The sequence below is a fragment of the Nitrincola tapanii genome, from assembly GCF_008368715.1.
Classification (GTDB): Bacteria; Pseudomonadota; Gammaproteobacteria; order Pseudomonadales; family Balneatricaceae; genus Nitrincola; species Nitrincola tapanii.
Genome location: NZ_SMRS01000007.1, coordinates 17,859 through 40,860, shown reverse-complemented (window position 1 = coordinate 40,860; position 23,002 = coordinate 17,859). Strand labels below are relative to the sequence as shown.

The 23,002-nt window shown below is 51.4% G+C and carries 24 protein-coding genes; 15 read left to right on the top strand and 9 right to left on the bottom strand.

The annotated features are described in order from the left end of the window. Positions 1-139: 139 nt before the first annotated feature. From E1H14_RS09785 to yjgA, 11 genes are read left to right on the top strand one after another with little or no spacing between them, the layout of a single operon-like run. Positions 140-1,123 carry a KpsF/GutQ family sugar-phosphate isomerase gene (locus E1H14_RS09785; RefSeq protein WP_149391293.1) on the top strand — a complete coding sequence of 328 codons (984 nt, stop codon included), beginning with the start codon at positions 140-142 and terminating at the stop codon, positions 1,121-1,123. A 24-nt stretch (positions 1,124-1,147) separates the two neighbouring features. Continuing rightward, positions 1,148-1,684, top strand: coding sequence for a KdsC family phosphatase (locus E1H14_RS09780; RefSeq protein WP_149391292.1), 537 nt, complete (start codon positions 1,148-1,150; stop codon positions 1,682-1,684). Continuing rightward, the gene (gene lptC, locus E1H14_RS09775; RefSeq protein WP_149391291.1) at positions 1,684-2,250 is read left to right on the top strand and encodes an LPS export ABC transporter periplasmic protein LptC; all 567 of its coding nucleotides are present in this window, start codon (positions 1,684-1,686) and stop codon (positions 2,248-2,250) included. Before E1H14_RS09780 ends, lptC begins: the two co-directional genes overlap by 1 nt. After that, positions 2,237-2,746 (top strand): lipopolysaccharide transport periplasmic protein LptA, encoded by a 510-nt coding sequence (lptA, locus tag E1H14_RS09770; protein WP_149391290.1) that lies wholly within the window; start codon positions 2,237-2,239, stop codon positions 2,744-2,746. The genes lptC and lptA overlap by 14 nt, the downstream gene beginning before the upstream one ends. Continuing rightward, positions 2,746-3,474: an LPS export ABC transporter ATP-binding protein gene (gene lptB, locus E1H14_RS09765; RefSeq protein WP_149391289.1), complete on the top strand. Its 729-nt coding sequence runs from the start codon at positions 2,746-2,748 to the stop codon at positions 3,472-3,474. Before lptA ends, lptB begins: the two co-directional genes overlap by 1 nt. Before the next feature lie 42 nt (positions 3,475-3,516). Beyond that, a complete protein-coding gene (locus E1H14_RS09760) occupies positions 3,517-5,028 on the top strand; it encodes an RNA polymerase factor sigma-54 (RefSeq protein WP_149391288.1) in 1,512 nt (503 codons plus the stop codon). 51 nt (positions 5,029-5,079) lie between these two features. Continuing rightward, a complete protein-coding gene (gene hpf, locus E1H14_RS09755; RefSeq protein WP_149391287.1) occupies positions 5,080-5,370 on the top strand; it encodes a ribosome hibernation promoting factor in 291 nt (96 codons plus the stop codon). Positions 5,371-5,390: 20 nt separating this feature from the next. Continuing rightward, positions 5,391-5,852: a PTS sugar transporter subunit IIA gene (locus tag E1H14_RS09750; protein ID WP_200834086.1), complete on the top strand. Its 462-nt coding sequence runs from the start codon at positions 5,391-5,393 to the stop codon at positions 5,850-5,852. A 3-nt stretch (positions 5,853-5,855) separates the two neighbouring features. After that, positions 5,856-6,713 carry an RNase adapter RapZ gene (gene rapZ / locus E1H14_RS09745; RefSeq protein ID WP_149391285.1) on the top strand — a complete coding sequence of 286 codons (858 nt, stop codon included), beginning with the start codon at positions 5,856-5,858 and terminating at the stop codon, positions 6,711-6,713. 32 nt (positions 6,714-6,745) lie between these two features. After that, a complete protein-coding gene (locus E1H14_RS09740; RefSeq protein WP_149391284.1) occupies positions 6,746-7,015 on the top strand; it encodes an HPr family phosphocarrier protein in 270 nt (89 codons plus the stop codon). A 3-nt stretch (positions 7,016-7,018) separates the two neighbouring features. Further along, a complete protein-coding gene (gene yjgA / locus E1H14_RS09735; protein ID WP_149391283.1) occupies positions 7,019-7,546 on the top strand; it encodes a ribosome biogenesis factor YjgA in 528 nt (175 codons plus the stop codon). A gap of 63 nt (positions 7,547-7,609) precedes the next feature. On the opposite strand, the gene E1H14_RS09730 is transcribed toward yjgA, so the two are convergent. The 6 genes from E1H14_RS09730 to E1H14_RS09705 form a co-directional block, all read right to left on the bottom strand. Then, positions 7,610-11,212, bottom strand: a complete 3,603-nt coding sequence (locus E1H14_RS09730) for a YhdP family phospholipid transporter (protein ID WP_149391282.1) — start codon at positions 11,210-11,212, stop codon at positions 7,610-7,612. An 11-nt stretch (positions 11,213-11,223) separates the two neighbouring features. Further along, positions 11,224-12,708: a ribonuclease G gene (rng, locus tag E1H14_RS09725; RefSeq protein WP_149391281.1), complete on the bottom strand. Its 1,485-nt coding sequence runs from the start codon at positions 12,706-12,708 to the stop codon at positions 11,224-11,226. A 10-nt stretch (positions 12,709-12,718) separates the two neighbouring features. After that, on the bottom strand, positions 12,719-13,312 hold the full coding sequence (locus tag E1H14_RS09720) for a Maf family protein (protein WP_149391280.1): 594 nt from the start codon (positions 13,310-13,312) through the stop codon (positions 12,719-12,721). Between the two features lie 5 nt (positions 13,313-13,317). Next, positions 13,318-13,806, bottom strand: coding sequence for a rod shape-determining protein MreD (gene mreD, locus E1H14_RS09715; protein ID WP_149391279.1), 489 nt, complete (start codon positions 13,804-13,806; stop codon positions 13,318-13,320). Then, entirely contained in the window at positions 13,799-14,614 is an 816-nt protein-coding gene (mreC, locus tag E1H14_RS09710) for a rod shape-determining protein MreC (RefSeq protein ID WP_268814364.1), read from the bottom strand. Before mreC ends, mreD begins: the two co-directional genes overlap by 8 nt. Before the next feature lie 103 nt (positions 14,615-14,717). Beyond that, complete coding sequence (locus E1H14_RS09705) at positions 14,718-15,755, bottom strand: rod shape-determining protein (RefSeq protein ID WP_149391277.1); 1,038 nt, start codon at positions 15,753-15,755, stop codon at positions 14,718-14,720. Between the two features lie 145 nt (positions 15,756-15,900). Between E1H14_RS09705 and gatC the strand changes: the two genes are divergently transcribed. The 4 genes from gatC (at position 15,901) to acuI (ending at position 20,207) form a co-directional block, all read left to right on the top strand. Then, positions 15,901-16,188, top strand: coding sequence for an Asp-tRNA(Asn)/Glu-tRNA(Gln) amidotransferase subunit GatC (gene gatC / locus E1H14_RS09700; protein WP_149391276.1), 288 nt, complete (start codon positions 15,901-15,903; stop codon positions 16,186-16,188). A gap of 32 nt (positions 16,189-16,220) precedes the next feature. Further along, the gene (gene gatA / locus E1H14_RS09695) at positions 16,221-17,672 is read left to right on the top strand and encodes an Asp-tRNA(Asn)/Glu-tRNA(Gln) amidotransferase subunit GatA (RefSeq protein ID WP_149391275.1); all 1,452 of its coding nucleotides are present in this window, start codon (positions 16,221-16,223) and stop codon (positions 17,670-17,672) included. Positions 17,673-17,686: 14 nt separating this feature from the next. Continuing rightward, entirely contained in the window at positions 17,687-19,144 is a 1,458-nt protein-coding gene (gene gatB, locus E1H14_RS09690; protein ID WP_149391274.1) for an Asp-tRNA(Asn)/Glu-tRNA(Gln) amidotransferase subunit GatB, read from the top strand. A 79-nt stretch (positions 19,145-19,223) separates the two neighbouring features. Beyond that, on the top strand, positions 19,224-20,207 hold the full coding sequence (gene acuI, locus E1H14_RS09685) for an acrylyl-CoA reductase (NADPH) (RefSeq protein WP_149391273.1): 984 nt from the start codon (positions 19,224-19,226) through the stop codon (positions 20,205-20,207). Between the two features lie 121 nt (positions 20,208-20,328). Here acuI and E1H14_RS09680 read toward each other — a convergent pair whose 3' ends face one another. The 3 genes from E1H14_RS09680 to rpe all read right to left on the bottom strand — a co-directional run bounded on the left by E1H14_RS09680 (position 20,329) and on the right by rpe (position 22,956). Continuing rightward, complete coding sequence (locus E1H14_RS09680) at positions 20,329-21,378, bottom strand: cytochrome-c peroxidase (RefSeq protein WP_149391272.1); 1,050 nt, start codon at positions 21,376-21,378, stop codon at positions 20,329-20,331. A 227-nt stretch (positions 21,379-21,605) separates the two neighbouring features. Beyond that, a complete protein-coding gene (locus tag E1H14_RS09675; protein WP_149391271.1) occupies positions 21,606-22,283 on the bottom strand; it encodes a phosphoglycolate phosphatase in 678 nt (225 codons plus the stop codon). Further along, positions 22,276-22,956, bottom strand: a complete 681-nt coding sequence (gene rpe, locus E1H14_RS09670) for a ribulose-phosphate 3-epimerase (protein WP_149391270.1) — start codon at positions 22,954-22,956, stop codon at positions 22,276-22,278. Before rpe ends, E1H14_RS09675 begins: the two co-directional genes overlap by 8 nt. Positions 22,957-23,002 lie beyond the last annotated feature (46 nt).

The following is a 23,002-nucleotide window of genomic DNA, read 5'->3' as shown; positions in this document are numbered from 1 at the left end:
GACCAACAATAAAACGAAGTTGCTTAAGCTTTGCACAAGATGCCTGAGGACTGGATCCAGACGTGGATGCGTAAGCCGGTTGAGTGGGGTAAACTTAAGGTTTATTCATCCCTGATGTGAACACAAGGCTCGCCTGCCCATGACACGCCCGAACATCGATTTTGATTTTTTATCCAGTGCTCAACGCACCCTAGCGATCGAGATAGACACGATTCAAGCCCTGGCTCATCAACTGAATGGTGATTTTGCCGCCGCCTGTCGTCTCTTAATCCTTTGTGAAGGGCGCGTTATTGTCACCGGCATGGGCAAATCTGGCCATATAGGCAATAAAATCGCCGCCACCCTCGCCAGCACCGGCACACCCGCTTTTTTTGTTCACCCCGCGGAAGCCAGCCATGGTGATCTCGGCATGTTTACCTCTAAGGATGTGGTTTTAGCGCTTTCCAACTCGGGAGAAACCTCCGAGCTGGTGACGATCCTGCCTCTGATCAAACGCATGAAAGCGCCTTTGATCAGCATCACCTCCAATCCTCATTCCACCCTGTCACGCTTTGCTGATGTGAATCTACATCTACCGATCGAGCGCGAGGCTTGCCCGTTAAACCTAGCACCCACCTCCAGCACCACGGCACAGTTGGCACTGGGGGATGCTCTGGCCATTGCCCTGTTAGAAGCACGCGGATTCAGCGAAGAGGACTTTGCGTTTTCCCACCCAGGTGGCAGCCTAGGCCGACGTTTACTCTTACGTGTCGACGATATTATGCACAGCGGCGAAGAGATTCCTCGCGTCCAAGCCGACACTCCGATTCATCTGGCTTTATTAGAAATTACGCGCAAACGCTTAGGCATGACCGCCGTCGTCGATCGCGACAACCGGTTGGTCGGTATTTTCACAGATGGTGATTTACGTCGAACCCTGGATCAAAACCTGGATCTAAAACAGACGGCCATTGCGGAAGTGATGACTCGAGGCGGCGCAACCATCGCCTCCGGTGCCCTGGCGGCCGAGGCGTTAGAGTTAATGCAGAGCCGTAAAATCAACGCCCTGCTGGTTACCGACGCGCAACAACAGCTGGTCGGTGCTTTAAATATGCACGATCTATTAAAAGCCGGTGTTATCTGATCTCTGTTAAAAGGATGCTTGTGTATGTCACAACCTCTCTCCAACGCGCTCATCGAACGCCTACAACCGGTTAAACTGGTCGTATTTGATGTCGATGGCGTACTCACCAATGGCCAGCTGCTCTTTCTACCGGATGGCCAAGAGATTAAAACCTTTAACACATTAGATGGCCTGGGCATCAAACTCCTGCATCAAGCGGGCTTGAAAACCGCCATTATCACCGGCCGCAGCTCATCCCAAGTCACCATGCGTGCTAAAGCTTTAGGCATCACCTATCTTTTACAAGGGCGTGAAGACAAGCTCGATGCCTTGACTGAAATCTGGAAAGAGAGTGGTGAATCTGCACGCACCACTGCTTATATAGGCGATGACCTCCCCGATCTATCCGCCATCACGACTGTGGCTTTTGGTGCCAGTGTCCCGAACGGCCACCCTTTAGTCTGCGCGGAAGCGGACTGGTGTACACGTCGCTCCGGTGGCGAAGGTGCCGCGCGCGAGTTCTGTGAAACCATTCTCTCCGCGCAAGGCAAACTTCAATCACTTCTTGAGGCTTTCCGCTGATGGTACGCGGGTTAAAGCTGCGCTGGCTGCTCCCTTTATTTTTCGTCAGCCTGCCTTTGATTTATTGGGGGCTGTTTGGCACACCCGGTCAAACTCGGCTCAGCGATGCAAACGATCCAGAGCGTATCGACTTTTTTATGGTCAATGCTCAGATGCAACAATTTAACACCATGGGTGAGCTGGCACGCGAATTGGACTCCCCTCTTGTGGTGCACAAACCTGGACAAGATGTTCTGCATCTTACCGAGCCTTTACTGCGACTCCCCCAACCCGAGGGTGAACCCACACGCGTCCGTGCCGATCACGGCATTATGCAGGATGACGAAAGCGAGATTGAGCTTGCAGGTCACGTAGAGGTTATCGATAATTCGCCTACTGGATTAGAGACACGCTTAACCACCTCAGTGCTACGCCTGCTACCTCCAGAAAATTATGCTGAAACGGATGCCCCAGTCACGGTGACTCGAGGCCAGAGCCGTACCGATGCGATTGGCATGCAAGCCTGGTTAGACCAGCGCCGTGTTGATCTGCTGTCCGAGGTAAGAGGATCTTATGTCAAAAACTAACCTTCTACGTGCCCTGTTTTGTGTAGGGCTCCTCCTGGCATCCAGCGCTCAGGCTCTCCCGGATGACAAAAACCAGCCGATTCGTGTCAGTGCCGACAAAGCCAGTATGAACGAAACCACCGGCATCTCGGTTTACACCGGTAACGTGGAGATTCGCCAGGGCAGCATGCTGCTAACCGGCGCACGGGTAGAGATGCACCGTGATAAAGAAGGCAATATTTCACGCATTATATCCACCGGCTCCCCCGCCCACTTCCAGCAACAGGCGACACAGAATCAGCCCGTCACCAAAGCCTATGGTTTACAGATGGATTATCGGGTGAACGCCCAACTCATCACCATCACCGAACAGGCACGAGTTGAACAAGCTGGAGATAACTTCACAGGTGAGCGGATCGTCTACAATATGGAGAAGTCGATCGTCGATGCTTTCGGCAGCGAACGCAGTGGTGGGCAGCGCGTGGAAATGATTATTCAGCCTAAGGCTAGCAACTAATGACCCAACAACTGGAAGCACTGCATCTAGCCAAGGCCTACAAAGGCCGCCAGGTGGTACGCGATGTTTCGATGAGTATCCGTCAAGGTGAGATAGTCGGCCTCCTGGGACCCAATGGTGCAGGCAAAACCACCTGTTTTTACATGATCGTCGGCTTAATCGCTGCCGATCAGGGCGCGATACGCATCGGCGGCGATGACATTACACGCCTACCCATGCACGGGCGCGCCCGCCGAGGGATCGGTTATCTACCCCAAGAGGCCTCTGTGTTTCGTAAACTCAGTGTCGCCGATAACCTTATGGCGATTCTCGAAACGCGTAAGGAACTCAAGCGCAACGAGCGTTTGCAGCTTCTTGATGAACTGCTGGAAGAGTTTCATATCACTCACCTACGCAACAGCCTAGGCATGGCTTTGTCCGGAGGTGAACGACGCCGTGTTGAAATTGCGCGCGCTCTGGCCACAGAACCCGCCTTTATTCTGTTAGATGAGCCTTTTGCGGGTGTAGACCCCATCTCGGTCAATGACATCAAACAAACCATCCGTCATCTGCAAGCTCGTGGCATCGGCATTTTGATCACCGATCACAATGTGCGTGAAACCTTGGATATCTGCGAGCGCGCCTATATTGTCAGTGAAGGGACAATCCTTGCAGAAGGCAGCCCATCTGACATAATGGCGAATCAACAGGTTCGTGCAGCCTATTTAGGCGAGCAGTTTTCTCTTTAATATTGTCTTTTATTTCTGCCAACCCTGGATAATCTGACCGGTATGAAGCAAGCGTTACATCTAAAGATCGGCCAGCACCTGACCATGACGCCGCAGCTGCAGCAGGCAATACGTCTTCTGCAACTTTCCACCTTGGATCTGCAACAGGAAATCCAACAAGCACTGGAAAGCAACCCCCTGCTTGAGATCAGTGAAGACGAGCATGATCAAGAAGTCGAAGCGGGAAGTAATTTAGAGTCTCCTCAGGAAAACCCGCCAGACAATCGGCTCTCCTCTGCCAATGAGGAGCAGGACTACACGTCTGATGACGCCGAAATGGAGCATGAGTGGAACGAACATATTCCCGAAGATCTGCCAACAGACAGCCAATGGGAAGACACCTTCCAGCATCAATCCAGCGGCAGTTCCAATGCCGATAGCGATTGGATGGACAATGAAAACGACAGCCATGAAGAAACGCTTCAGGATCATCTGACCTGGCAACTTAATCTGACTCCAATGAGCGACAAGGATCGCTTGGTCGCGGAAGCAATCATCGACGGTATCGATACGGATGGCTATCTTCAGATCAGTGCTGAAGAGCTCCTTGAGCAGTTTGTCGAGCAAGATTCTGAGCTGTTTGCCGACATCGAACTGGATGAAATCCTTGCTGTATTGCATCGTGTGCAGCAGTTTGATCCACCGGGTGTAGCCGCACGTGATTTAAGTGAGTGCTTATGCATCCAACTCCAGCAATTACCCGACACACTGCTCTGGCGCACTGAAGCACTACGTCTGGCTCGTGATTTTTTACCGCTTTTGGGTAATCACGACTACAAAACGCTGCTGCGCAAACTGCGCCTGCGTGATCAGGAGTTGGCGGAAGTCATTAGCCTGATTCAGTCCTTGAATCCAAAACCCGGAGCCATGATTGTCTCGTCGCGCTCTGAGTATGTGATTCCCGATGTTGTGGTGAAAAAAGTTAAAGATGAATGGTTAGTCAGCCTAAACCCTGATACTTCGCCACGTCTGCGGATCAATTCCGAGTATGCTGACCTCATCCGCCGTGCCGACAACAGCGCCGACAACACCTATTTAAAAAATCACTTACAAGAAGCGCGATGGTTCCTGAAAAGCCTGTTGAGCCGTAACGATACCCTTTTGCGTGTGGCGACCGAGATCGTTGAGCGCCAGCGTGATTTTCTTGAATACGGTGAAGAAGGGATGAAGCCGATGGTCTTACACGATATTGCCGAAGCGGTTTCAATGCATGAATCAACCATTTCCCGTGTCACCACACAGAAATTCATTCATACCCCGCGCGGCATCTTCGAGCTCAAGTATTTCTTTTCCAGCCAGGTGAATACTGCGGATGGCGAAGGTGCTTCCTCAACCGCCATTCGAGCTTTAATGAAAAAACTGGTGGCCGGTGAAAATCCAGCCAAACCCCTTAGCGACAATAAAATTGCTCAGCTCCTGATGGAGCAAGGCATCAACGTCGCAAGACGCACCGTTGCAAAATACCGTGAGGCACTCAACATTCCGCCTTCTAATGAGCGCAAGCGTCTGCTTTAATTAACCTATGGGTCAGACACAGAGGTCTGACCAGCACTAAGGAGATACCTCATGCAAATCAACATCACTGGCCATCATGTAGAACTGACTGATGCACTAAATAGCTATGTGCATACTAAGTTTGAACGTCTTGAGCGCCATTTTGACAATATCACCAATGTCCAGGTGACCCTGAGCGTCGAAAAACTGCGCCAGAAAGCCGAAGCGGACATGCACATTGCCGGTGGAGAAGTGTTTGCTCAGGCTGAAAGTGAAGATATGTATGCGGCAATTGATGCAATGATCGACAAATTGGATCGTCAGATCATTAAACATAAGGAAAAACTGAAATCTCATAAATAATCGATACGATAGCGATCATCATGCATATTTCCGAGCTGCTCACCGATTCTCGAGTCCTCCACCAAGTCGAGGCGGTCAGTAAAAAACGCGTTCTGGAATTGGCCAGCCAATCCCTTGCCGCAGATATGGACGGATTGGAAGCCGATGAAATCTTCAGTGGACTTCTTAATCGTGAGCGCCTCGGCAGTACGGGCATAGGGGATGGCGTTGCCATTCCTCACTGCCGTCTGGCCGGTTGCAGTCATGCCATCGCTCTGCTGATGACTCTGAAATCCCCTATCGATTTTGATGCGATAGACGGTCGTCCTGTCGACCTACTCTGCTGCTTATTGGTGCCTGAAGATGCGGCAACTGAGCATCTGCAGACACTTGCTGGTTTAGCCGAACTTTTCAGCCAGGCCAGCTTGCGTGAAGCCTTTCGTCAAGCCGAAAGCTCAGATGCCCTGCTACAACGCATACGCCAATTGGCGCAAGCGAGTTAAGGCATGAAACTCATCGTACTCAGCGGACGCTCCGGCTCTGGTAAAAGTACGGCTCTGCAAGCGCTGGAAGATATCGGTTTTTATTGTATTGATAACCTCCCAGCGCTGCTCCTTCCCAATTTGATTGAGCAGATGCTCGCCGCTCCTGACAGCCCGGTCAAACTGGCCGTGAGTATTGATGCACGTAACCTCAGCAGCAACTTACGCCAAGTCCCTCAGGTATTAAAAACACTGGCACGTTTTCCTGAGCTGACCTATGAAGTCGTTTATCTGGATGCGGCAGAAGCCACGCTGCTCAAGCGCTTTAATGCAACACGACGTAAACACCCACTGACGGACGCCGTTAAAAGCCTGCAAGATGCCATACAGGAGGAGCAGATTCGCCTAGAGTCCATTGCTGTCTTAGCCGATATTCGTATCGACACCACACGCTTGAGTCTCTATGAGCTGAGAGACAGCATTAAACTGCGTATCGCTCAGCGCAAGGAGCAAGCCCTGTCACTGCAGTTTGAATCCTTTGGCTTCAAACATGGCCTACCTTTAGACGTCGATTTTAGTTTTGATGTACGCTCTCTGCCTAATCCCTACTGGGTTCCGGAACTCCGCCAATTTTCAGGCTTAGACCAGCCCATCATCGACTTTCTTAAAGAAAGTGATGAGGTGAAACAGATGATTGCCGATATCACACAGTTCCTTGAGCGCTGGTTACCGCGCATTCAGCGTGATAATCGCAGCTATCTCACCATTGGCATAGGTTGTACCGGCGGCCAACATCGTTCCGTTTATGTCGCAGAGCAGCTGGCTGGTTATTTCAAGCAGCATATGGATAATGTACACCTGCGCCATCGCGAACTGCATTAAGATGGCATTCAGTGCTTTATTCTGGAATCAGCATGATCAGTGTCCCGCTTACTATCATTAATAAACTTGGTTTACATGCACGCGCAGCAGCCAAACTCAGCGCTGAAGCGGGGCGTTTTGCCTGCCGTATTGAAGTGGAAAAAGCCGGACGCCGTGTCGATTGCAAAAGCATTATGGCTGTCATGATGCTGGCCGCCAGCCAGGGCACAGAACTTGTATTTCATTTTGAAGGGGAAGATGCTGAAGCCGCTCTATTGGCTTTAGAAGCCCTCATTAACAATCGTTTTGATGAAGCGGAATAAACCATGAATCGCCACCATCCTGCGGTGCAGGAAGATGAAGACGAGCTGATTAGCCGCTCGGAAATCAAACGTCAAATGGAAGCCCTGCAGGCGCTGGGCGAAAAAATCACTGAGCTGCGCCCCGATCAGCAAGAGCGCATTCCGATGGATGAAACACTACGCAAGGCCGTCGCGGAAACCCGTCGCATTGCATCGCATCGTGCTCGTCGCCGTCACTTTCAATATATCGGACGCCTAATGCGTCAAGCGGACGCTGAAGCTATTCAGGCAGCTTTAGACGAATTTGATACCGCCAGCCAGCTGCATAATCAAAAGTTTCATCTTATGGAAAACTGGCGCGATAAGCTTTTACAGGATGAAGATGGCAGTCAGCTTCAGAGCTTTATCCAGCATTACCCTCATACTGACATTCAACAATTACGCCAGTTAATTCGCAATGCTCAGAAAGAGCAGCAGGCCCAACGCCCGCCCACCTACTTTCGTAAGCTCTTTCGCTTTATCCGCGAAACGGCTGAGAACGCCACCGAGTAGCTCAACAAAGCCCTGCATAGCAAGAGTAATCTGATGTTCACAAAGCCTCGTTAAACGAGGCCTTTAAGGTGTGTTGAGTAATTGTACTTGTGGATCTGACCAATCACCGCTTAAGCGATAGCGAATGCTGGTCATTTTTTCGATACGGTCGCCCAAGACTCGATCCACGATAAAAATTGCGCCCGCGACATACGGCGCTCCCAACAGGGCCGCACCAAGCGTCAGGTTACTGCCGAGCGGAATCGCCACTTCGATCTGCTTATTGAGCTGCCCCTGGACTAAATCGATCTGTCCCTGCATCTGGATATCCGCTGAAGGACCTTTTAAGCTTAAAGGCTCTTGCGTCTGTGCTATCCCTTGGGTGATGTCATAACTGGCCGCTAGACGATCAAAGACCACACCTTTTTTCAGTAGATCACTAAAATCAAAACGTAGACGTCGCGTTAAGGTGCTGAGGTTAAGAATGCCAAAAACTCTCAGCAAATTGGCACCCTGACTGGTTTCAATCAAGCGCCCATCCAAGGCTTCAAAACTGAAAAAACCAGATAAGTTCGCCAAACGAAACTGCCAGGGTGCACCCGGCCACTCCATCTGCGCACGCGCCATCACACTCTGGGTTTCTATCGGATGCCCCCACTGCCAGCGCTGTAAAAGATTACCAAGATCCTGGCCTTGTGAAGTGAGATTCAGCTCCGTGCGGGAGCCTATCCAACGCCCCTGACCTTCAAGCCGGAGGTCCTGCAGATCTGCCTGTATTTTAGGCAAGAGTAGATGGTTACCCTGTGGACGCATCTCAAGCTGCCAACGTCCTAGATCTTTCTGATTCCAAGACAAAGCATCGATCTGTAGATTTAAAGCGGGAAAATCCCCTGGACGCTGGGTTGGCGCCAACACTTCCACTTCGCTTTCAACAACCAGAGCAGACCGCTCAGCAGTCTGTAATGTTATATGCGCCATCTCAGCCAGAATCACAGGTGAGTCGACACGACGGCGAATCACGCCACTGAACTCATCGCTCTCCAATTGCCAACGCCAAGCCTCTCCAACCTGACTCACGGGCAAAGTCAAAGGCCCCGCATTCAAGCGTACATGCCCGCGCAGTGTCGTCTCTAATCCCACAACCGCGCGAGCCTGGTCGCGATAGTTAATATAGGCGCGCTGATGCAATGGATAATAATCGATCCGGGTTGAGGCGGCTTGCTCTGGAGTTTTACCCAACTCAAAAGGAAGATCGATTCCAATACCTCTCAAATCTGAGCGGATCAGAATCAAAGGACAGCGCTGCTGATCTGCACAAAACTCTAGGTTTGCTTGATAGTTCAACTGACCCGAAAGAAATTCCGGTAGAGGTTGTTCTAACCAGTTCCCTAGGTTTTCTAGACTGAGGCGACTGTTCAACACTAATTCAACACTGGAAGGATCGTTCGAACCTATCCGAGCCTGAACCTCTTCACCATAGAAACGCCCGGTTAATTTTTCCGCTTCTAAACCTTTCGCAGAATCGTATTCTAGTGCTCCCTGTATCTGATCGATCTGGATACGATAGGCTTCAGCCTGCATACGCCCCTGTTCAATCTGAGTTTTGACTTGCACCCCAGGCACGGCATCTGCCTCCAATGGCAAACTTAATGACAGCGCTGTTTGTGCCTGTCCCTGCATCTGCCAATTTTTTAACTCATCCGGCAAAAACGTATCCAATACCGGGCTTTTCAACAACTGATCCAGATCCTGTAATGGTCCTTGCAACTGTAAAGAAACCTCTAGAGGCGCACCGGCCTCAGGCAAAATCACCTGACCCTCTGTAACCTGAGTATTCAACAAGCGCCCCGATTCAATATTCAGATCCAGCCTTTCTCCCTGCAACAACATCTTCGCCTTAGCTTCTTGTACCCGTGGCCAACCCGGTTGATAGTCAAAGTCAACCTGATCCAAGGCAAAAAACATCTGTAAACTCAGAGGTAAGCGCGCTTCAACCTCGGAGCGCAAGCCCATATGCAGGAGCAAACCGGCCTCCTCGATACGCCCAGCATGAACCGCCTCACTCAACCAACTCCGCAAGGACGGGTTAAGCACATCGGGGAGGTAATAGGGCGTTTGCAGGGCATCACTCTGATGCAAGCCGATCATTAAGGTAAATTCAGCCTGCTCCTTGAGATCAAAAGGACGATAGAGACTGAAGCGACCCTGCGCCTGTAAGGCGGCATTTTTTAAGTGCAGGTTATGGCTTTGGATCAACAATGATTCGGGGCTAAGCTGCCATGCAACTAGCCCCTGAGCTTGCTGATATTGCCAGGGCGCATCAAATAATTCAGGGAAATACAACTGAAACTGTTGACTGTCTAACCAAACCTGGCCGGCACTTAAGGAGGCTTCTAGATACCCCTCGATCCCCTCTCCTCCCGGTGCATCTTGCCAAGGTGCTATAGCCACTCCGGCCAGTTCGGCGTAGATAAGCGGGTCGGTTAAGGCGCGCTCTTGCGTCCAATCCAAGACCAGATTCTCTAGAGCGCCTTGTAACCCTAGGTCTTGAATAAGAGATTGAGCTGGGGTCGGGAGATCTGGCTGTGTGAGCAGCCAACCGGAGACAGCTTCAAGATTCACCTCAGTGACGAAAAGCTGCTGTAAGCTGGGCCAGTGACCTTCTTGCCATTTGGCATTCACCACCAGATCCGGTAACGGGGTTAACGTCTCCTGCCAAGACCATTGCGTATTGAAAAGGTGTAATTGATAAAGGTTTTCTTGAGCTAACGAGGGTTCAACAAGAGGCTGTAAATCAAACCGGGTTGAGAAATTCTGTAAGTTCGGCCAGCCCGGATAGTCGATGTCTAGCCTGTCGAGATTAATCTGACCTTGCAGCCGTGTGAGCTGCCCCGCCTGCCAAGCCCCCCAAATCTCTGTTCCCAAATGCAAGGATTGAATCGGAAGCGGTAGATCTATAAAACGCAGCAGATCGGTCCCTAGGGCATCACTGCTCAGATAGAACTCATATTGCCCGAATAAAGGCCGCTGCAGATCCAGCTCTTGTCCTTGCAGGGCAAATGCTAGCTGCGTATCCTGCCCAAGCTGTGGAATTTGTAAGGAGCCTTGCACCGCATAGGATTGCCCCTCCCCTTTAAAACTCGCGTGAATGGGGGCGATTAACAGCAGATCCCCCTCTTCAGCTTTTAGACCTACACTGAGGTTATCCACAACCCACTCAGGTTGTAATAGCAACCAACGCATCCATTTCGCTACAGGATCGGCGTCAGGTTCAGGTAAGGATGCTTGCGAACGTAACCAGGCCTCTTTTTGTTCCTGCCAATGCAGATCCGCATCACTGAGATGGGCATAACGTAAGACTGGGGTTCGAAAGAGCAAACTGCGCCAAGGATCTAACCACAATTCCAGGGACTGAGCACGTAAAGACAGATGCGGCGACCCAGCTTCCCCCCATTGCACACGCAGATCCTGCAGGGCCAGATAGGGCAGAAAACCATCCATGCGCAGTGTTAAACTCGACACTTCAAGATCCAGCCCAGAACTTTCCATCAGACTAGGCAACCAGCGTGCCTGCTGCTGACTCATCCAGGGTAGGCTCAAACGCAACAAGACAAAGCACAGCGCCAGCGTGATCAGTAGCCATTTGAGCAAAGAAATGAGGCGTTTAAGTAGTTGTGTGGCGTCCATGCGCTGAGCTCCTAACGCAAAACCACATCAAACTGTTCAGGGCTATAAATGCTCTCCACCTGGAAACGTATCGTTTTGGTGATAAAGGCCTCTAATTCCGCGACATGATCAGACGCTTCATCCATCAGGTAACTGACAACCGACTCTGCCGCCAGAACGAGGTAACTATCGGTATCATAAGCACGATGCTGACGCAGAATTTCACGGAAGATTTCGTAGGATACCGTTTCCGGAGTTTTGACAGATCCACGCCCCTGACACATAGGGCAGGGCTCACACAACACCTGCTCCAAACTTTCACGCGTACGTTTACGCGTCATTTCCACCAGGCCTAATTCAGACACACCAGTGACTTTACACTTAGCATGATCTTTTTCTAACACTCGATCCAAGGTCCGCTGGACTTGGCGCTGGTGATCGGGATCCTGCATATCGATAAAATCGATGATGATAATGCCACCCAAATTGCGTAAACGCAGCTGCCGACCAATGGTAGTTGCGGCTTCCAAATTAGTCTTAAAAATGGTTTCTTCGAGATTACGATGCCCGACAAAAGCACCCGTATTCACATCCACGGTCGTCATCGCTTCGGTTTGATCAAAAATCAGATAGCCGCCCGACTTTAACTCAACCTTACGCCCGAGTGCCTTCTGCATCTCCTCTTCTACATTAAACATATCAAAGAGTGGGCGCTCGCCCGGATAATACTCAAGCTTCTCGACGATTTCCGGCACTAAAGCCGCCGCAAACTCCTGCGCTTTCAAATAGGTTTCACGTGAGTCGATACGGATACGCTCAACTCCTGAGTGCGCCATATCACGCAAAGCTCGCATATGCAGAGGGAGATCCTCATAAACAATGGTTGGGGCTTTTAAATGCTCTAAACGCGCTTGTAAACTCGCCCAAAGGCGGCGTAGATAAATAAGATCTTCTTTTAACTCTTGCTCACACGCCCCTTCCGCAACGGTGCGTAGAATAAAACCATTATCCTGCTCCGTAGGGAGACCCTGAGGGCAGGTTTCGCTCTGCAAAGCTTGAATGATTCCCTTGAGACGCTCACGTTCCTCAACATCATCAATCCGTTGTGAAACACCGATATGAGGGTTGCCCTGCATCAACACGAGATAACGCGAAGGGATCGAAAGATGTGTCGTCAGGCGTGCGCCCTTGGTTCCAATCGGATCTTTGACCACCTGAACCAGAAGTATATCGCCCTCTTTTAAAACCTGAGCAATGGAGATGCTATTACGCACACCGGGCGCTGGATTAGGCTCAACGACCTCATCCACTGGAATAAAGGCCGCACGCTCTAAACCGATATCTACAAATGCCGCTTGCATTCCCGGCAACACACGCACCACACGCCCTTTGTAGATATTGCCCACAATACCTCGACGACTGGCCCGCTCTACATAGATCTCCTGCGGCATACCATTCTCGACCACCGCCACACGCGTTTCCATCGGCGTGAAGTTAATCAGTATTTCTTCTGCCATGATGCTTTCCTTAGGATTGCGCTTGATGCCACATGGGGATCTGATATTCGCTTAATAACTGAGCCGTTTCAAATAGAGGCAAACCCACTACAGCCGAATAACTGCCATGAATCGCTTTTACAAAAACACTCGCCAGCCCCTGGATGGCATAACCACCTGCCTTATCTTGTGGCTCTCCCGTCTGCCAATAGGCTGCGATCTGTGCAAGGCTTAGATCAGCAAACTCCACCTCGGTGATGACACAACGCAGCGCCTGCGTATCCGGTCCAACCAATGCCACGGCGGTCACAACTTGATGTCGCCGTCCTGAAAGTTTGAGCAGCATTTGCTGATGTTGGGCCTGATTTTCCGGCTTACCCAGAATCTCACCGTCCACCACCACGGTGGTATCCGAGCCTAATATCCAGGCTGGATAGGTAAGCTGATTCTGAGCCGACTGAGCCTTCTCTAAAGCAAGACGTTGAGTATAGGCGCTCGCCTCCTCACCGGCTTGTGGCGCTTCACAGATATCCACAGGATGTAGCTGATGTGGTACACCAATCTGGGTCAATAATTCACGTCGACGGGGAGAAGCGGAGGCTAGAATCAGAGGCAATGCAGACATAACGTTTACTCGATTCGAAAGGTTCGGCGCACGCCATGCAAGATGACATACAACCAAGGCCAAAGACACGCACTCACCAGGGAGGGCATCAAAAACATTAAACCCGTTCCCGTCGTGCCGGTCATGCTCTGCATCCAGAAAAAGAGCAGCTGATTGATCCCGATCAGCACCATCACCATCATAGATTGTTGCCAGAGTGGAAACATGCGCAAACGTTTGTATAAAAGTAGGGTTAGATAGGTGATGATCAATAAAGATAAGGCATTTAATCCCAAGACACTGCCACGGATTAAATCGAGAAGGAGTCCCAGAGCAAACGCGCTCAGCAAGCCAACACGATGCGGTAACACCAACACCCAATAGATCAGGATCAAGGCCACCCATTCAGGTCGATACCAAGCAAAGCCATCGGGAATAGGCAACTGACTCAACGCCAAGCCGATGAGGAAGGTACCTAGGATAATCAGTCGACCTCCCCCTAACTGATCACTCATGACGCCACTCGGCCTCATCCAATACACGCTCAGCATCAGGGCGTCGATAGTCCACCACCAACAGATGACGGCTACGATCCAAACGCGCCGAAGGGGTCGCCTTGACTAGCGTAAAAGGGCGGCCCGGATCACGAATCACTTCACTGACCACCGCAACCGGATAACCCCGCGGGAAACGTCCACCTAAGCCTGAAGTGAGCAACAGATCGCCTTCTTGAATATCCGCCGTATCTGGGACATGGCTTAACTCCAACTCGCCCAAAACACCTCGCCCTAGGGCAATACTACGGAAACCATTACGATTGACCTCAACGGGTATGGCCGTACGCGCATCCGTCACCAGCATCACTCGGCTGGTATAGTGCGTGAGAGATATAATCTGCCCCATCACACCGCCTGCATCCAACACTGGCTGTCCGGCGTAAAGCCCTTCCTCAAAACCTCGGTTGATGATGACTTCATGCAAGAAAGGATCTGGATTGATGCCGATCAGCTCAGCCATGGTGACTTGAGCCTCGATGCGTTCACGCGCATTCAGCAAACCACGCAATTGACGATTTTCTTCCGTCAGCGCCGCCATCAACTGCGCTTTGCGCTGCAGCTCAAGGGACTCAGTTCTCAGGCGCTCGTTATCGCGAACCAGTGTGGCACGATCCACCACGACATCAGAAAGCCGATCTGCTCCGCGTGAAGGCAGATCAACTAACCATTGCAGGGGTGTTATCAATAAGGAAAGATAAACGCGGCCATCCTTCATTTTATGCCAGTTTAACTCCGCTACAATCAAGACGAGCGCAGCGATCAGCAATACAAGGAAAAGCGCACGGGGTTTGCCGCGTCGAAAGATAGGATTAATGGGACACCTCCGAGTTTAGAAGATGTCCACGAAGACGCAGCCAAGCAAACATGTTTTACTCGTGGGTCAGTATCTCGAAAGCTCGGTTATCAAGCATTTCCAGAGCGCGGCCACCGCCTCTGGCCACACAGGTCAGAGGATCTTCTGCAGTAATAACCGGCAAACCGGTTTCTTCACTGATCAAACGATCAATATTGCGTAACAAAGCGCCGCCACCGGTCAAAACAATTCCGTGCTCAGCAATGTCGGACGCCAACTCAGGTGGACAACCCTCCAAAGCGCTTTTCACAGCCTGAACAATTGCAGAAAGAGGCTCCTGCAAAGCTTCCAAAATCTCATTGGAGTTCAGGGTAAAACTACGTGGAATACCTTCGGCCAGGTTGCGACCGCGCACATCGATTTCCAGAATTTCAGAACTGGGATAAGCCGTACCTACCTCTTGCTTGATGCGTTCAGCCGTTGCATCCCCGATCAGGCTACCGTAGTTACGACGCACATAGGTCACGATCGATTCATCAAAACGATCGCCTCCAATACGTACTGATTCGGCATACACGATACCGTTCAGCGAGATCACCGCGATTTCCGTAGTGCCCCCACCGATATCCACCACCATCGAACCTGTGGCTTCATCCACAGGCAAGCCGGCGCCGATCGCGGCCGCCATCGGCTCTTCAATCAAATAGACTTCACGCGCACCGGCACCAATCGCGGACTCACGAATCGCACGGCGCTCAACCTGGGTCGATTTACAGGGCACACAGACTAATACTCGTGGGCTGGGTGTTAAGAAACTGTTGTCATGCACTTTACTGATAAAATACTGCAGCATCTTTTCAGTGACATGAAAATCCGCAATCACCCCATCTTTCATCGGACGGATGGCCGTGATATTTCCAGGGGTACGACCCAGCATGCGCTTGGCTTCAGTGCCAACGGCCGCCACACTCTTCTGATTACCGACGGTTCTAATTGCCACCACTGAGGGCTCATTAAGAACGATGTCACGATCACGAACATAAATCAGTGTGTTCGCCGTGCCTAAATCTATAGACAGGTCGCTGGAAAAAAGACCTCTGAATTTTTTAAACATGGAAGTGGGTACCCTGCGATTAGCCTGACGGCCGACAATCCTGGAAAGCTAGTAACTCTAACAATGGCGGGGATTTTGAGCAAGGAACAAATGTGTTAAGTTAGGCAGTGATCCAAAATTATTCAAGTAGAGTGAGAAACAGAGCATGTCTCTCGACCATTCCGATGTTGCCCGTATTGCTCACCTGGCCCGCCTTGAGGTCAGTGACGCCGAAATTTCCGAATTCGCCTCCAGCCTGAACAGTATTCTCAGCCTGGTCGATGCCATGCAAGCCACGGACACCCAAGGTGTTGAACCTCTAGCTCATCCATTGGACAGCGTCCAAAGACTGCGCGCGGATGAAGTCAGTGAAGTCAATCAGCGCGAAGCGCTTCAAACCTGCGCACCGGCCGTTGAAGACGGTCTTTTCCTGGTTCCCAGAGTGATTGAATAACCCTCTGTCCATCTGCTTAAGGATTTCTGACCATGTTTGATCTAACACTCACTCAACTGGCTGATGGGCTGGAGCGGGGTGATTTTAGCAGCCAGGAGCTGACCCAAGCCTGGCTCGAGCGCATTCAGCGCGAAGACGCACAGTATAACGCTTATATCACTCTGACTCCGGAGTTGGCGCTACAGCAAGCGGCACAGGCTGACGCTCAACGTGCCGCCGGCCAAGCAGGCCGCTTTACCGGCTTACCCATCGCCCATAAGGATATTTTCTGCACCATAGGGGTTAAAACCAGCTGTGGCTCAAAAATGCTCGATAATTTTATTGCCCCCTACAACGCGACACTGGTCGAGCGTTTTAATACTGCAGGTGCCGTGATGCTGGGTAAAACCAATATGGACGAGTTCGCGATGGGCTCCTCCAATGAAAACAGCTATTACGGCCCCGTGCGCAATCCTTGGGATACCACTCGTGTTCCCGGCGGTTCATCTGGCGGCTCGGCAGCCGCTGTCGCCGCACGCCTCGCCCCCGCTGCCACGGGGACAGACACTGGGGGCTCCATCCGGCAACCGGCTGCACTCTGTGGGATTACCGGTTTAAAGCCCACCTATGGCCGTGTTTCACGCTACGGCATGATCGCCTATGCCTCATCTTTAGATCAGGCAGGCCCCATGACTCGCACCGCTGCAGATGCGGCTCTGATGCTGCAAGTAATGGCAGGACATGATCCACGCGACTCCACCAGTGCTGAAGTCGCCGTGCCTGATTACACAGCACAACTCGATTTACCCTTAAAAGGCTTACGCATCGGTCTGCCGGATGAATATTTTTCCAGTAGCCTAGACAGCCAAATCGCCGCCCAGATTCAACAAGCCTTACGCCAATTTGAAGCTCTCGGTGCGACTTGCAAACCTATTCGCTTAGCCAACACAGCACGCTGCATCCCTGCCTATTACATTATTGCACCCGCAGAAGCCTCCTCTAATCTCTCGCGTTTTGACGGAGTGCGCTACGGTTATCGCTGTGAAGAACCCAAGGACTTAATGGATCTCTACACCCGCAGCCGCGGCGAGGGATTTGGTCGCGAAGTCAAGCGCCGTATCATGATCGGCACTTACGCTCTCTCCGCCGGTTACTACGACGCCTACTATCGCAAAGCACAGCAGATTCGCCGCCTGATTCAGCAAGATTTTGTCGAAGCCTTGAAAGAAGTCGATGTCATCATGGGCCCTGTCACACCCCACACGGCGTTTGCCATCGGCGAGAAAAATAACGATCCAGTTGCGATGTATATGGAAGACATTTTTACCCTGTCTTTGAATCTTGCCGGCCTACCCGGCATGTCGATTCCTTGTGGACAGGTCGCAGGCTTACCCGTTGGGTTACAGATCATCGGCAACTATTTTGCCGAGGACAAGCTGCTGAACATCGCACATCAATTCCAGCAAGCCACTGACTGGCATACCCAGTCGCCCGTCAAGCTTTAAGAGGATTCAGAGTGATGGAATGGGAAACCGTGATCGGGCTGGAAATTCATGTTCAGCTCTCCACTCAGACCAAAATTTTTTCCGGTGCCAGTACCGCTTTTGGTGCTGAACCGAATACCCAAGCCTGCGCCGTAGATCTGGCTTTACCCGGCACCCTCCCCGTGTTTAACGAAAACGCGTTGCGCATGGCGGTGATGTTTGGTCTGGCGGTCAATGCGGAAATCGGCAAACGCTCGGTGTTTGAACGTAAAAACTACTTTTATCCCGATCTGCCTAAGGGCTATCAAACCACGCAGCTGGCTGAACCGATTGTAGGGCCGGGCTATATTGATATTGAAACCGAAGAAGGCGGTACGCGTCGCGTGCGTATTCATCATGCGCATCTTGAAGAGGATGCTGGCAAATCTTTACATGAAGATTTCCATGGCATGACCGGAATCGATCTTAACCGCGCTGGTACCCCACTGGTCGAGATCGTTTCAGAACCCGACATGCGCAGCGCTAAAGAAGCGGCAGCCTATGCGCGTAAGATTCATGCCATAGTGACCACACTGGGCATCTGCGATGGCAACATGGCCGAAGGCTCAATGCGTTGTGACTGTAATGTATCGATTCGCCCTAAAGGCAGCGAGACGCTCGGTACGCGCACTGAGCTGAAAAACATCAACTCTTTCCGCTTCATCGAGCGCGCCATCGAAACCGAAGTAGCCCGTCAGATCGACCTCATTGAAGACGGTGGACGCGTGGTACAAGAAACCCGTCTCTATGACCCGGATCGCAATCAAACGCGCAGCATGCGCTCTAAAGAGGAAGCCAACGATTATCGTTACTTCCCTTGCCCAGATCTGCTGCCGGTCGTAATTGATGAGACTTACATCGAGCAGATTCGTCAAACCCTGCCAGAGCTGCCTGATGCCCGCAAAGCACGCTTTATCACCGAATACCAGCTCTCTGAATATGATGCCGGTGTACTCTGCGCAGACAGCGCACAAGCGGATTATTACGAAGCCCTAGTTAAACAAACAGGTGATGCCAAACTGGCCGCGAACTGGGTCATGGGCGAATTGGCGAAGAATCTGAATCAACAAGATCTCGACATACGTCAGAGTCCAGTTTCCGCGACACAACTTGCCGGTTTGCTGGTGCGTATCAAGGATGAAACCATCACCGGCAAGATCGCTAAACAGGTTTTTGAAATCCTCTGGAGCGAAGGCGGCAATGCCGATGCCATTATCGATGCCAAGGGCTTAAAACAGGTCACCGATACGGGTGCTATTGAAGCAGCGGTCGATCAAGTCATCGCCCAATGCACACCTCAGGTTGAGCAATACCTTGCAGCAGAACCGGATAAACGCGGCAAAATGCTTGGCTTCTTTATGGGCCAAGTGATGAAACTCTCCCAGGGCAAAGCCAATCCTGGACAGGTGCAAGGCCTGTTGAAAACCAAGCTAGACGCTCTACTCCCGAAATAAAAATAAACACTCAGAGACCACCTCCAAGCTAAATATTGGGGAGGGTCTCTAAAGCAGTCAAATCTGACGCGGAGGGAAGATGTTTAAAGCAATCTTGATCGAAAAAGATGATGCCGGTTATCGTGCCAGCCTAAAAGAACTGACCGATGCGGAACTCCCCGAAGGAGATGTGACCGTCTCTGTCAGCCACTCCACTCTTAATTATAAGGATGGATTAGCCATCAGTGGGCGCAGCCCCGTCGTGCGTAAATTCCCGATGGTTCCCGGCATCGATCTGGTGGGCACGGTGGAATCCAGCCAACACCCCAACTTTAAAGCCGGTGATGCGGTGCTGCTCAACGGCTGGGGAGTCGGTGAAACCCACTGGGGAGGTTTAGCTCAGAAGGCGCGTTTGCGAGGTGATTGGCTCATCCCTTTACCTAAAGCCTTCTCCCCACAACAGGCCATGGCGATCGGTACTGCAGGTTACACCGCCATGCTTTGCATTCTGGCTTTGGAACGCCAAGGTATTACCCCTGATCAAGGCGAAGTTCTGGTAACAGGTGCCGCAGGCGGCGTCGGCAGTGTTGCCATCGCCGTGCTCGCCAAACTCGGTTATTCGGTCGTGGCCGTCAGTGGGCGTCTTGAGGAGCGTGACTTCTTAACTCACCTTGGGGCCAAGGAGATTCTAGATAGAGCCGAATTCTCCTCTCCTGGCAAACCCCTAGCACGCGAGCGTTGGGCCGCTGCCATTGATGTCGTAGGCAGCCAAACTCTGGTCAACGTCTGCGCCAGCATGCGTTATCGCGGTGTTGTCACGGCCTGCGGTTTAGCCGGTGGTATGGATTTCCCGGCCACCGTCGCACCCTTTATTCTGCGGGGTATCACCCTTGTCGGTATCGATAGTGTGATGTGTCCACGCGAAGATCGCTTAATCGCTTGGCAGCGTTTAGCGCAGGATTTAGATCCAAACAAGCTGGCCCTGATCACTCAAGAGATCCCACTAGCGGATGCTATTGCGACTGCCGAAAAACTCTTGAACGGCCAGGTGCGTGGACGCGTAGTAGTAGACCTGAACGCCTAAAGCACAGCGGACACCGCATCCGCTCAGGTAGGTAGAAAGCAAAAAGGGTCGAGATCATCGACCCTTTTTTATTGCCTGCTCACTTCTTACCTTAGAGGCAAGAAGCCGATTCAACTCGAACTTAGTAGTCAACCATATCCACTGGGCGCGGAGTATCTGGCGTGCTCACCGGCAGAATCGGATAAACCACTTCAGGAATATCGCCGGTCAGCGTGCGCAAGAAGGCGGTGATTTTCTTCACCTGCTCCTCGTTCAACTCTGTTCCCAGCTGCGCTGTTCCCATGACGGCCACAGCTTCTTCCAGATCCCAGACAGCACCTGAATGGAAATAAGGTGCAGTCAGCTCGATATTACGCAAAGGCGCTGCACGGAAGACATACTCATCCGATGCTGTATTGGTCACGGCAAAACGCCCCTTATCCCCAACCGGCAGGATATCCGCACCCGGACGCACGACTAGACCGAATGGGAAGTAATTCTGACCGCCGAAGTTGACACCAGAGTGGCAGGCCGCACAACCCTTATCCATAAACAACGCCAGACCTTCTTTCTCTTCGTTGCTCATCGCATCGGCTTTACCCAGAAGATATTGGTCAAAGCGGGAGTTAGGTGTGATCAAAGTCGCTTCAAAGGCTTCAATCGCCAGCGCCATATTGTCAAAACTTACCGGATCCGTTTCACCTGGGAAAGAGGCGGTGAAACGCTCCACATAATCTGGCATGGATTTTAAGGTTGCGACAACGCGCTCAGGCGTACTGCTCATTTCCACACCTGCTTGCACAGGACCTTTAGCCTGCTCAGCCAAATCCGCTGCACGACCATCCCAGAACTGCGCCGCATTAAACACCGCATTAAAGACAGTAGGTGAGTTACGCGGTCCTTTCTGCCAGCCATGACCGATCGATACCGGTAGATAATCATGTCCACCCATACCCACGTTATGGCAGGTGTTACAGCTGATCAAATGACTGGAAGACAAACGTGGTTCGAAGAACAGCATTTTGCCCAATTCGACCTTCTCATCCGTCAGTTTGTTGCCTTTAATCTCAGGCGCTTCCGTTGGAATCGGGCTGAACAAAGCGGCCGCTCGATCACGCAATGGATCGGCGATTGCGGTGGACGTTGTCACAGCCAAACCTATAGCTGCACACAACAAGGTTGTTTTTTTCATCATATTGCCCCCTGATTGACCCTTCATGGGTTCGAGTACTAGCAAGGAGTTTAGCAAAGAAACCTCGAATAACAATCAGAAAAAACAGAAAGCTTTCTCCTCTCACTTGATGCAAATCAAGAAAAGCTTCGCTTTGGGGAACCGAGCTTCTAGGCGAATGTCTTCCCAGACTTGACCGTTACAGGCTGAAGCCGCTTTTTAAAGCTAAGTGTGAAAATAGATCAGGTTTAAAGTAGATCGAGCAAAGATTTCACCACTCGATCTGGCTGATCCTGAGCGATGGGCACGCCATGATTATAGCCATAGTCCACACAGATCACCGGACAGCCCGCAGCACGCGCGGCTTGAATGTCATTGCGTGAATCTCCCAACATGAGCACCTCTTGCGCAAGCAACTGCAACTGCTCAAACACCCAATTCAGCTGATCGGGATAGGGCTTTTTACGCGCTAAATGATCGCCAGCAACCACCTGAACAAAAAAATGCTGCAACTGCATCTGCGCTAACAGAGGTTCCGTAAACGCAGCAGGTTTATTGGTAACCACGACTTGCGGAATGCCTTCTGCGTGCCAATGCTCGAGAAACGCGCGCACTCCAGGATAGATCTGGCTCAAACGGCCGTTGCACTGGCTGTAGGCAGAAAGAAAAAGCTCATAGGCTACAGGAAAAATCTCTTCAGCACTCTGAGAGTCAAATGCTGCACTGGCAGCGAGTGCTTGCTCGACTAAACGCTGGGCACCTAAGCCGACCCAAGTACGCACCGCAGCCTCTCCCGCCATATCCGCACCCAGCGCCAAAAGCATTTGATCCACGGCACGTGCCAAATCCGGCACACTGTCCACCAGAGTGCCATCCAGATCATAGATCAGAGCCGCCGGGCGCCCTTGAGCAAAGTTCTCACGCATCCACCTTAACTCCAGCCAGTTGCGCACGCATCTGCGCAATCGTTGCGGCATAATCTTCCGTATTAAAAATCGCCGAGCCTGCTACAAACGTATCGGCACCCGCAGCCGCAATCTCGGCAATATTCTGAATGCCTACCCCACCATCGATCTCCAAACGAATCTCTCGCCCACTTTGTTCAATCCGCTCACGGACCTGACGAAGTTTATTGAGTGTTCCAGGAATAAAACGCTGGCCACCAAACCCTGGATTGACTGACATCAGCAGAATCATATCGACCTTATCCATGACATAGTCGAGGTAATGCAGCGGCGTTGCCGGGTTAAACACCAAACCACAACGACAGCCTCCATCACGAATCATCTGCAAAGAACGATCGATATGCTCAGAAGCTTCAGGATGAAAAGTGATCCAACTGGCGCCTGCTTCGATGAAATCACCGATCAATCGATCCACCGGCTTCACCATCAAATGGACATCTATCGGTGCTTGAATACCATATTGTCGCAAGGCTTTACACACCATCGGGCCGATGGTTAGATTGGGTACATAATGATTGTCCATCACATCAAAGTGCACAACATCTGCACCGGCTGCGAGAACATTTTCAACCTCTTCACCTAAACGCGCAAAATCAGCAGACAGGATCGAAGGGGCTATTAAGAAATCGGCCATAAACTTTGCATCCAAAAATAGTTACACTGCGCGTTATTGTACCCTA

Excerpts from the sequence above, each read along its gene's own strand:
- E1H14_RS09785 (WP_149391293.1), top strand. The coding sequence starts at position 140 with ATGACACGCCCGAACATCGATTTTGATTTTTTATCCAGTGCTCAACGC.
- E1H14_RS09780 (WP_149391292.1), top strand. The coding sequence starts at position 1,148 with ATGTCACAACCTCTCTCCAACGCGCTCATCGAACGCCTACAACCGGTT.
- lptC (WP_149391291.1), top strand. The coding sequence starts at position 1,684 with ATGGTACGCGGGTTAAAGCTGCGCTGGCTGCTCCCTTTATTTTTCGTC.
- lptA (WP_149391290.1), top strand. The coding sequence starts at position 2,237 with ATGTCAAAAACTAACCTTCTACGTGCCCTGTTTTGTGTAGGGCTCCTC.
- lptB (WP_149391289.1), top strand. The coding sequence starts at position 2,746 with ATGACCCAACAACTGGAAGCACTGCATCTAGCCAAGGCCTACAAAGGC.
- E1H14_RS09760 (WP_149391288.1), top strand. The coding sequence starts at position 3,517 with ATGAAGCAAGCGTTACATCTAAAGATCGGCCAGCACCTGACCATGACG.
- hpf (WP_149391287.1), top strand. The coding sequence starts at position 5,080 with ATGCAAATCAACATCACTGGCCATCATGTAGAACTGACTGATGCACTA.
- E1H14_RS09750 (WP_200834086.1), top strand. The coding sequence starts at position 5,391 with ATGCATATTTCCGAGCTGCTCACCGATTCTCGAGTCCTCCACCAAGTC.
- rapZ (WP_149391285.1), top strand. The coding sequence starts at position 5,856 with ATGAAACTCATCGTACTCAGCGGACGCTCCGGCTCTGGTAAAAGTACG.
- E1H14_RS09740 (WP_149391284.1), top strand. The coding sequence starts at position 6,746 with ATGATCAGTGTCCCGCTTACTATCATTAATAAACTTGGTTTACATGCA.
- yjgA (WP_149391283.1), top strand. The coding sequence starts at position 7,019 with ATGAATCGCCACCATCCTGCGGTGCAGGAAGATGAAGACGAGCTGATT.
- E1H14_RS09730 (WP_149391282.1), bottom strand. The coding sequence starts at position 11,212 with ATGGACGCCACACAACTACTTAAACGCCTCATTTCTTTGCTCAAATGG.
- rng (WP_149391281.1), bottom strand. The coding sequence starts at position 12,708 with ATGGCAGAAGAAATACTGATTAACTTCACGCCGATGGAAACGCGTGTG.
- E1H14_RS09720 (WP_149391280.1), bottom strand. The coding sequence starts at position 13,312 with ATGTCTGCATTGCCTCTGATTCTAGCCTCCGCTTCTCCCCGTCGACGT.
- mreD (WP_149391279.1), bottom strand. The coding sequence starts at position 13,806 with ATGAGTGATCAGTTAGGGGGAGGTCGACTGATTATCCTAGGTACCTTC.
- E1H14_RS09705 (WP_149391277.1), bottom strand. The coding sequence starts at position 15,755 with ATGTTTAAAAAATTCAGAGGTCTTTTTTCCAGCGACCTGTCTATAGAT.
- gatC (WP_149391276.1), top strand. The coding sequence starts at position 15,901 with ATGTCTCTCGACCATTCCGATGTTGCCCGTATTGCTCACCTGGCCCGC.
- gatA (WP_149391275.1), top strand. The coding sequence starts at position 16,221 with ATGTTTGATCTAACACTCACTCAACTGGCTGATGGGCTGGAGCGGGGT.
- gatB (WP_149391274.1), top strand. The coding sequence starts at position 17,687 with ATGGAATGGGAAACCGTGATCGGGCTGGAAATTCATGTTCAGCTCTCC.
- acuI (WP_149391273.1), top strand. The coding sequence starts at position 19,224 with ATGTTTAAAGCAATCTTGATCGAAAAAGATGATGCCGGTTATCGTGCC.
- E1H14_RS09680 (WP_149391272.1), bottom strand. The coding sequence starts at position 21,378 with ATGAAAAAAACAACCTTGTTGTGTGCAGCTATAGGTTTGGCTGTGACA.
- E1H14_RS09675 (WP_149391271.1), bottom strand. The coding sequence starts at position 22,283 with ATGCGTGAGAACTTTGCTCAAGGGCGCCCGGCGGCTCTGATCTATGAT.
- rpe (WP_149391270.1), bottom strand. The coding sequence starts at position 22,956 with ATGGCCGATTTCTTAATAGCCCCTTCGATCCTGTCTGCTGATTTTGCG.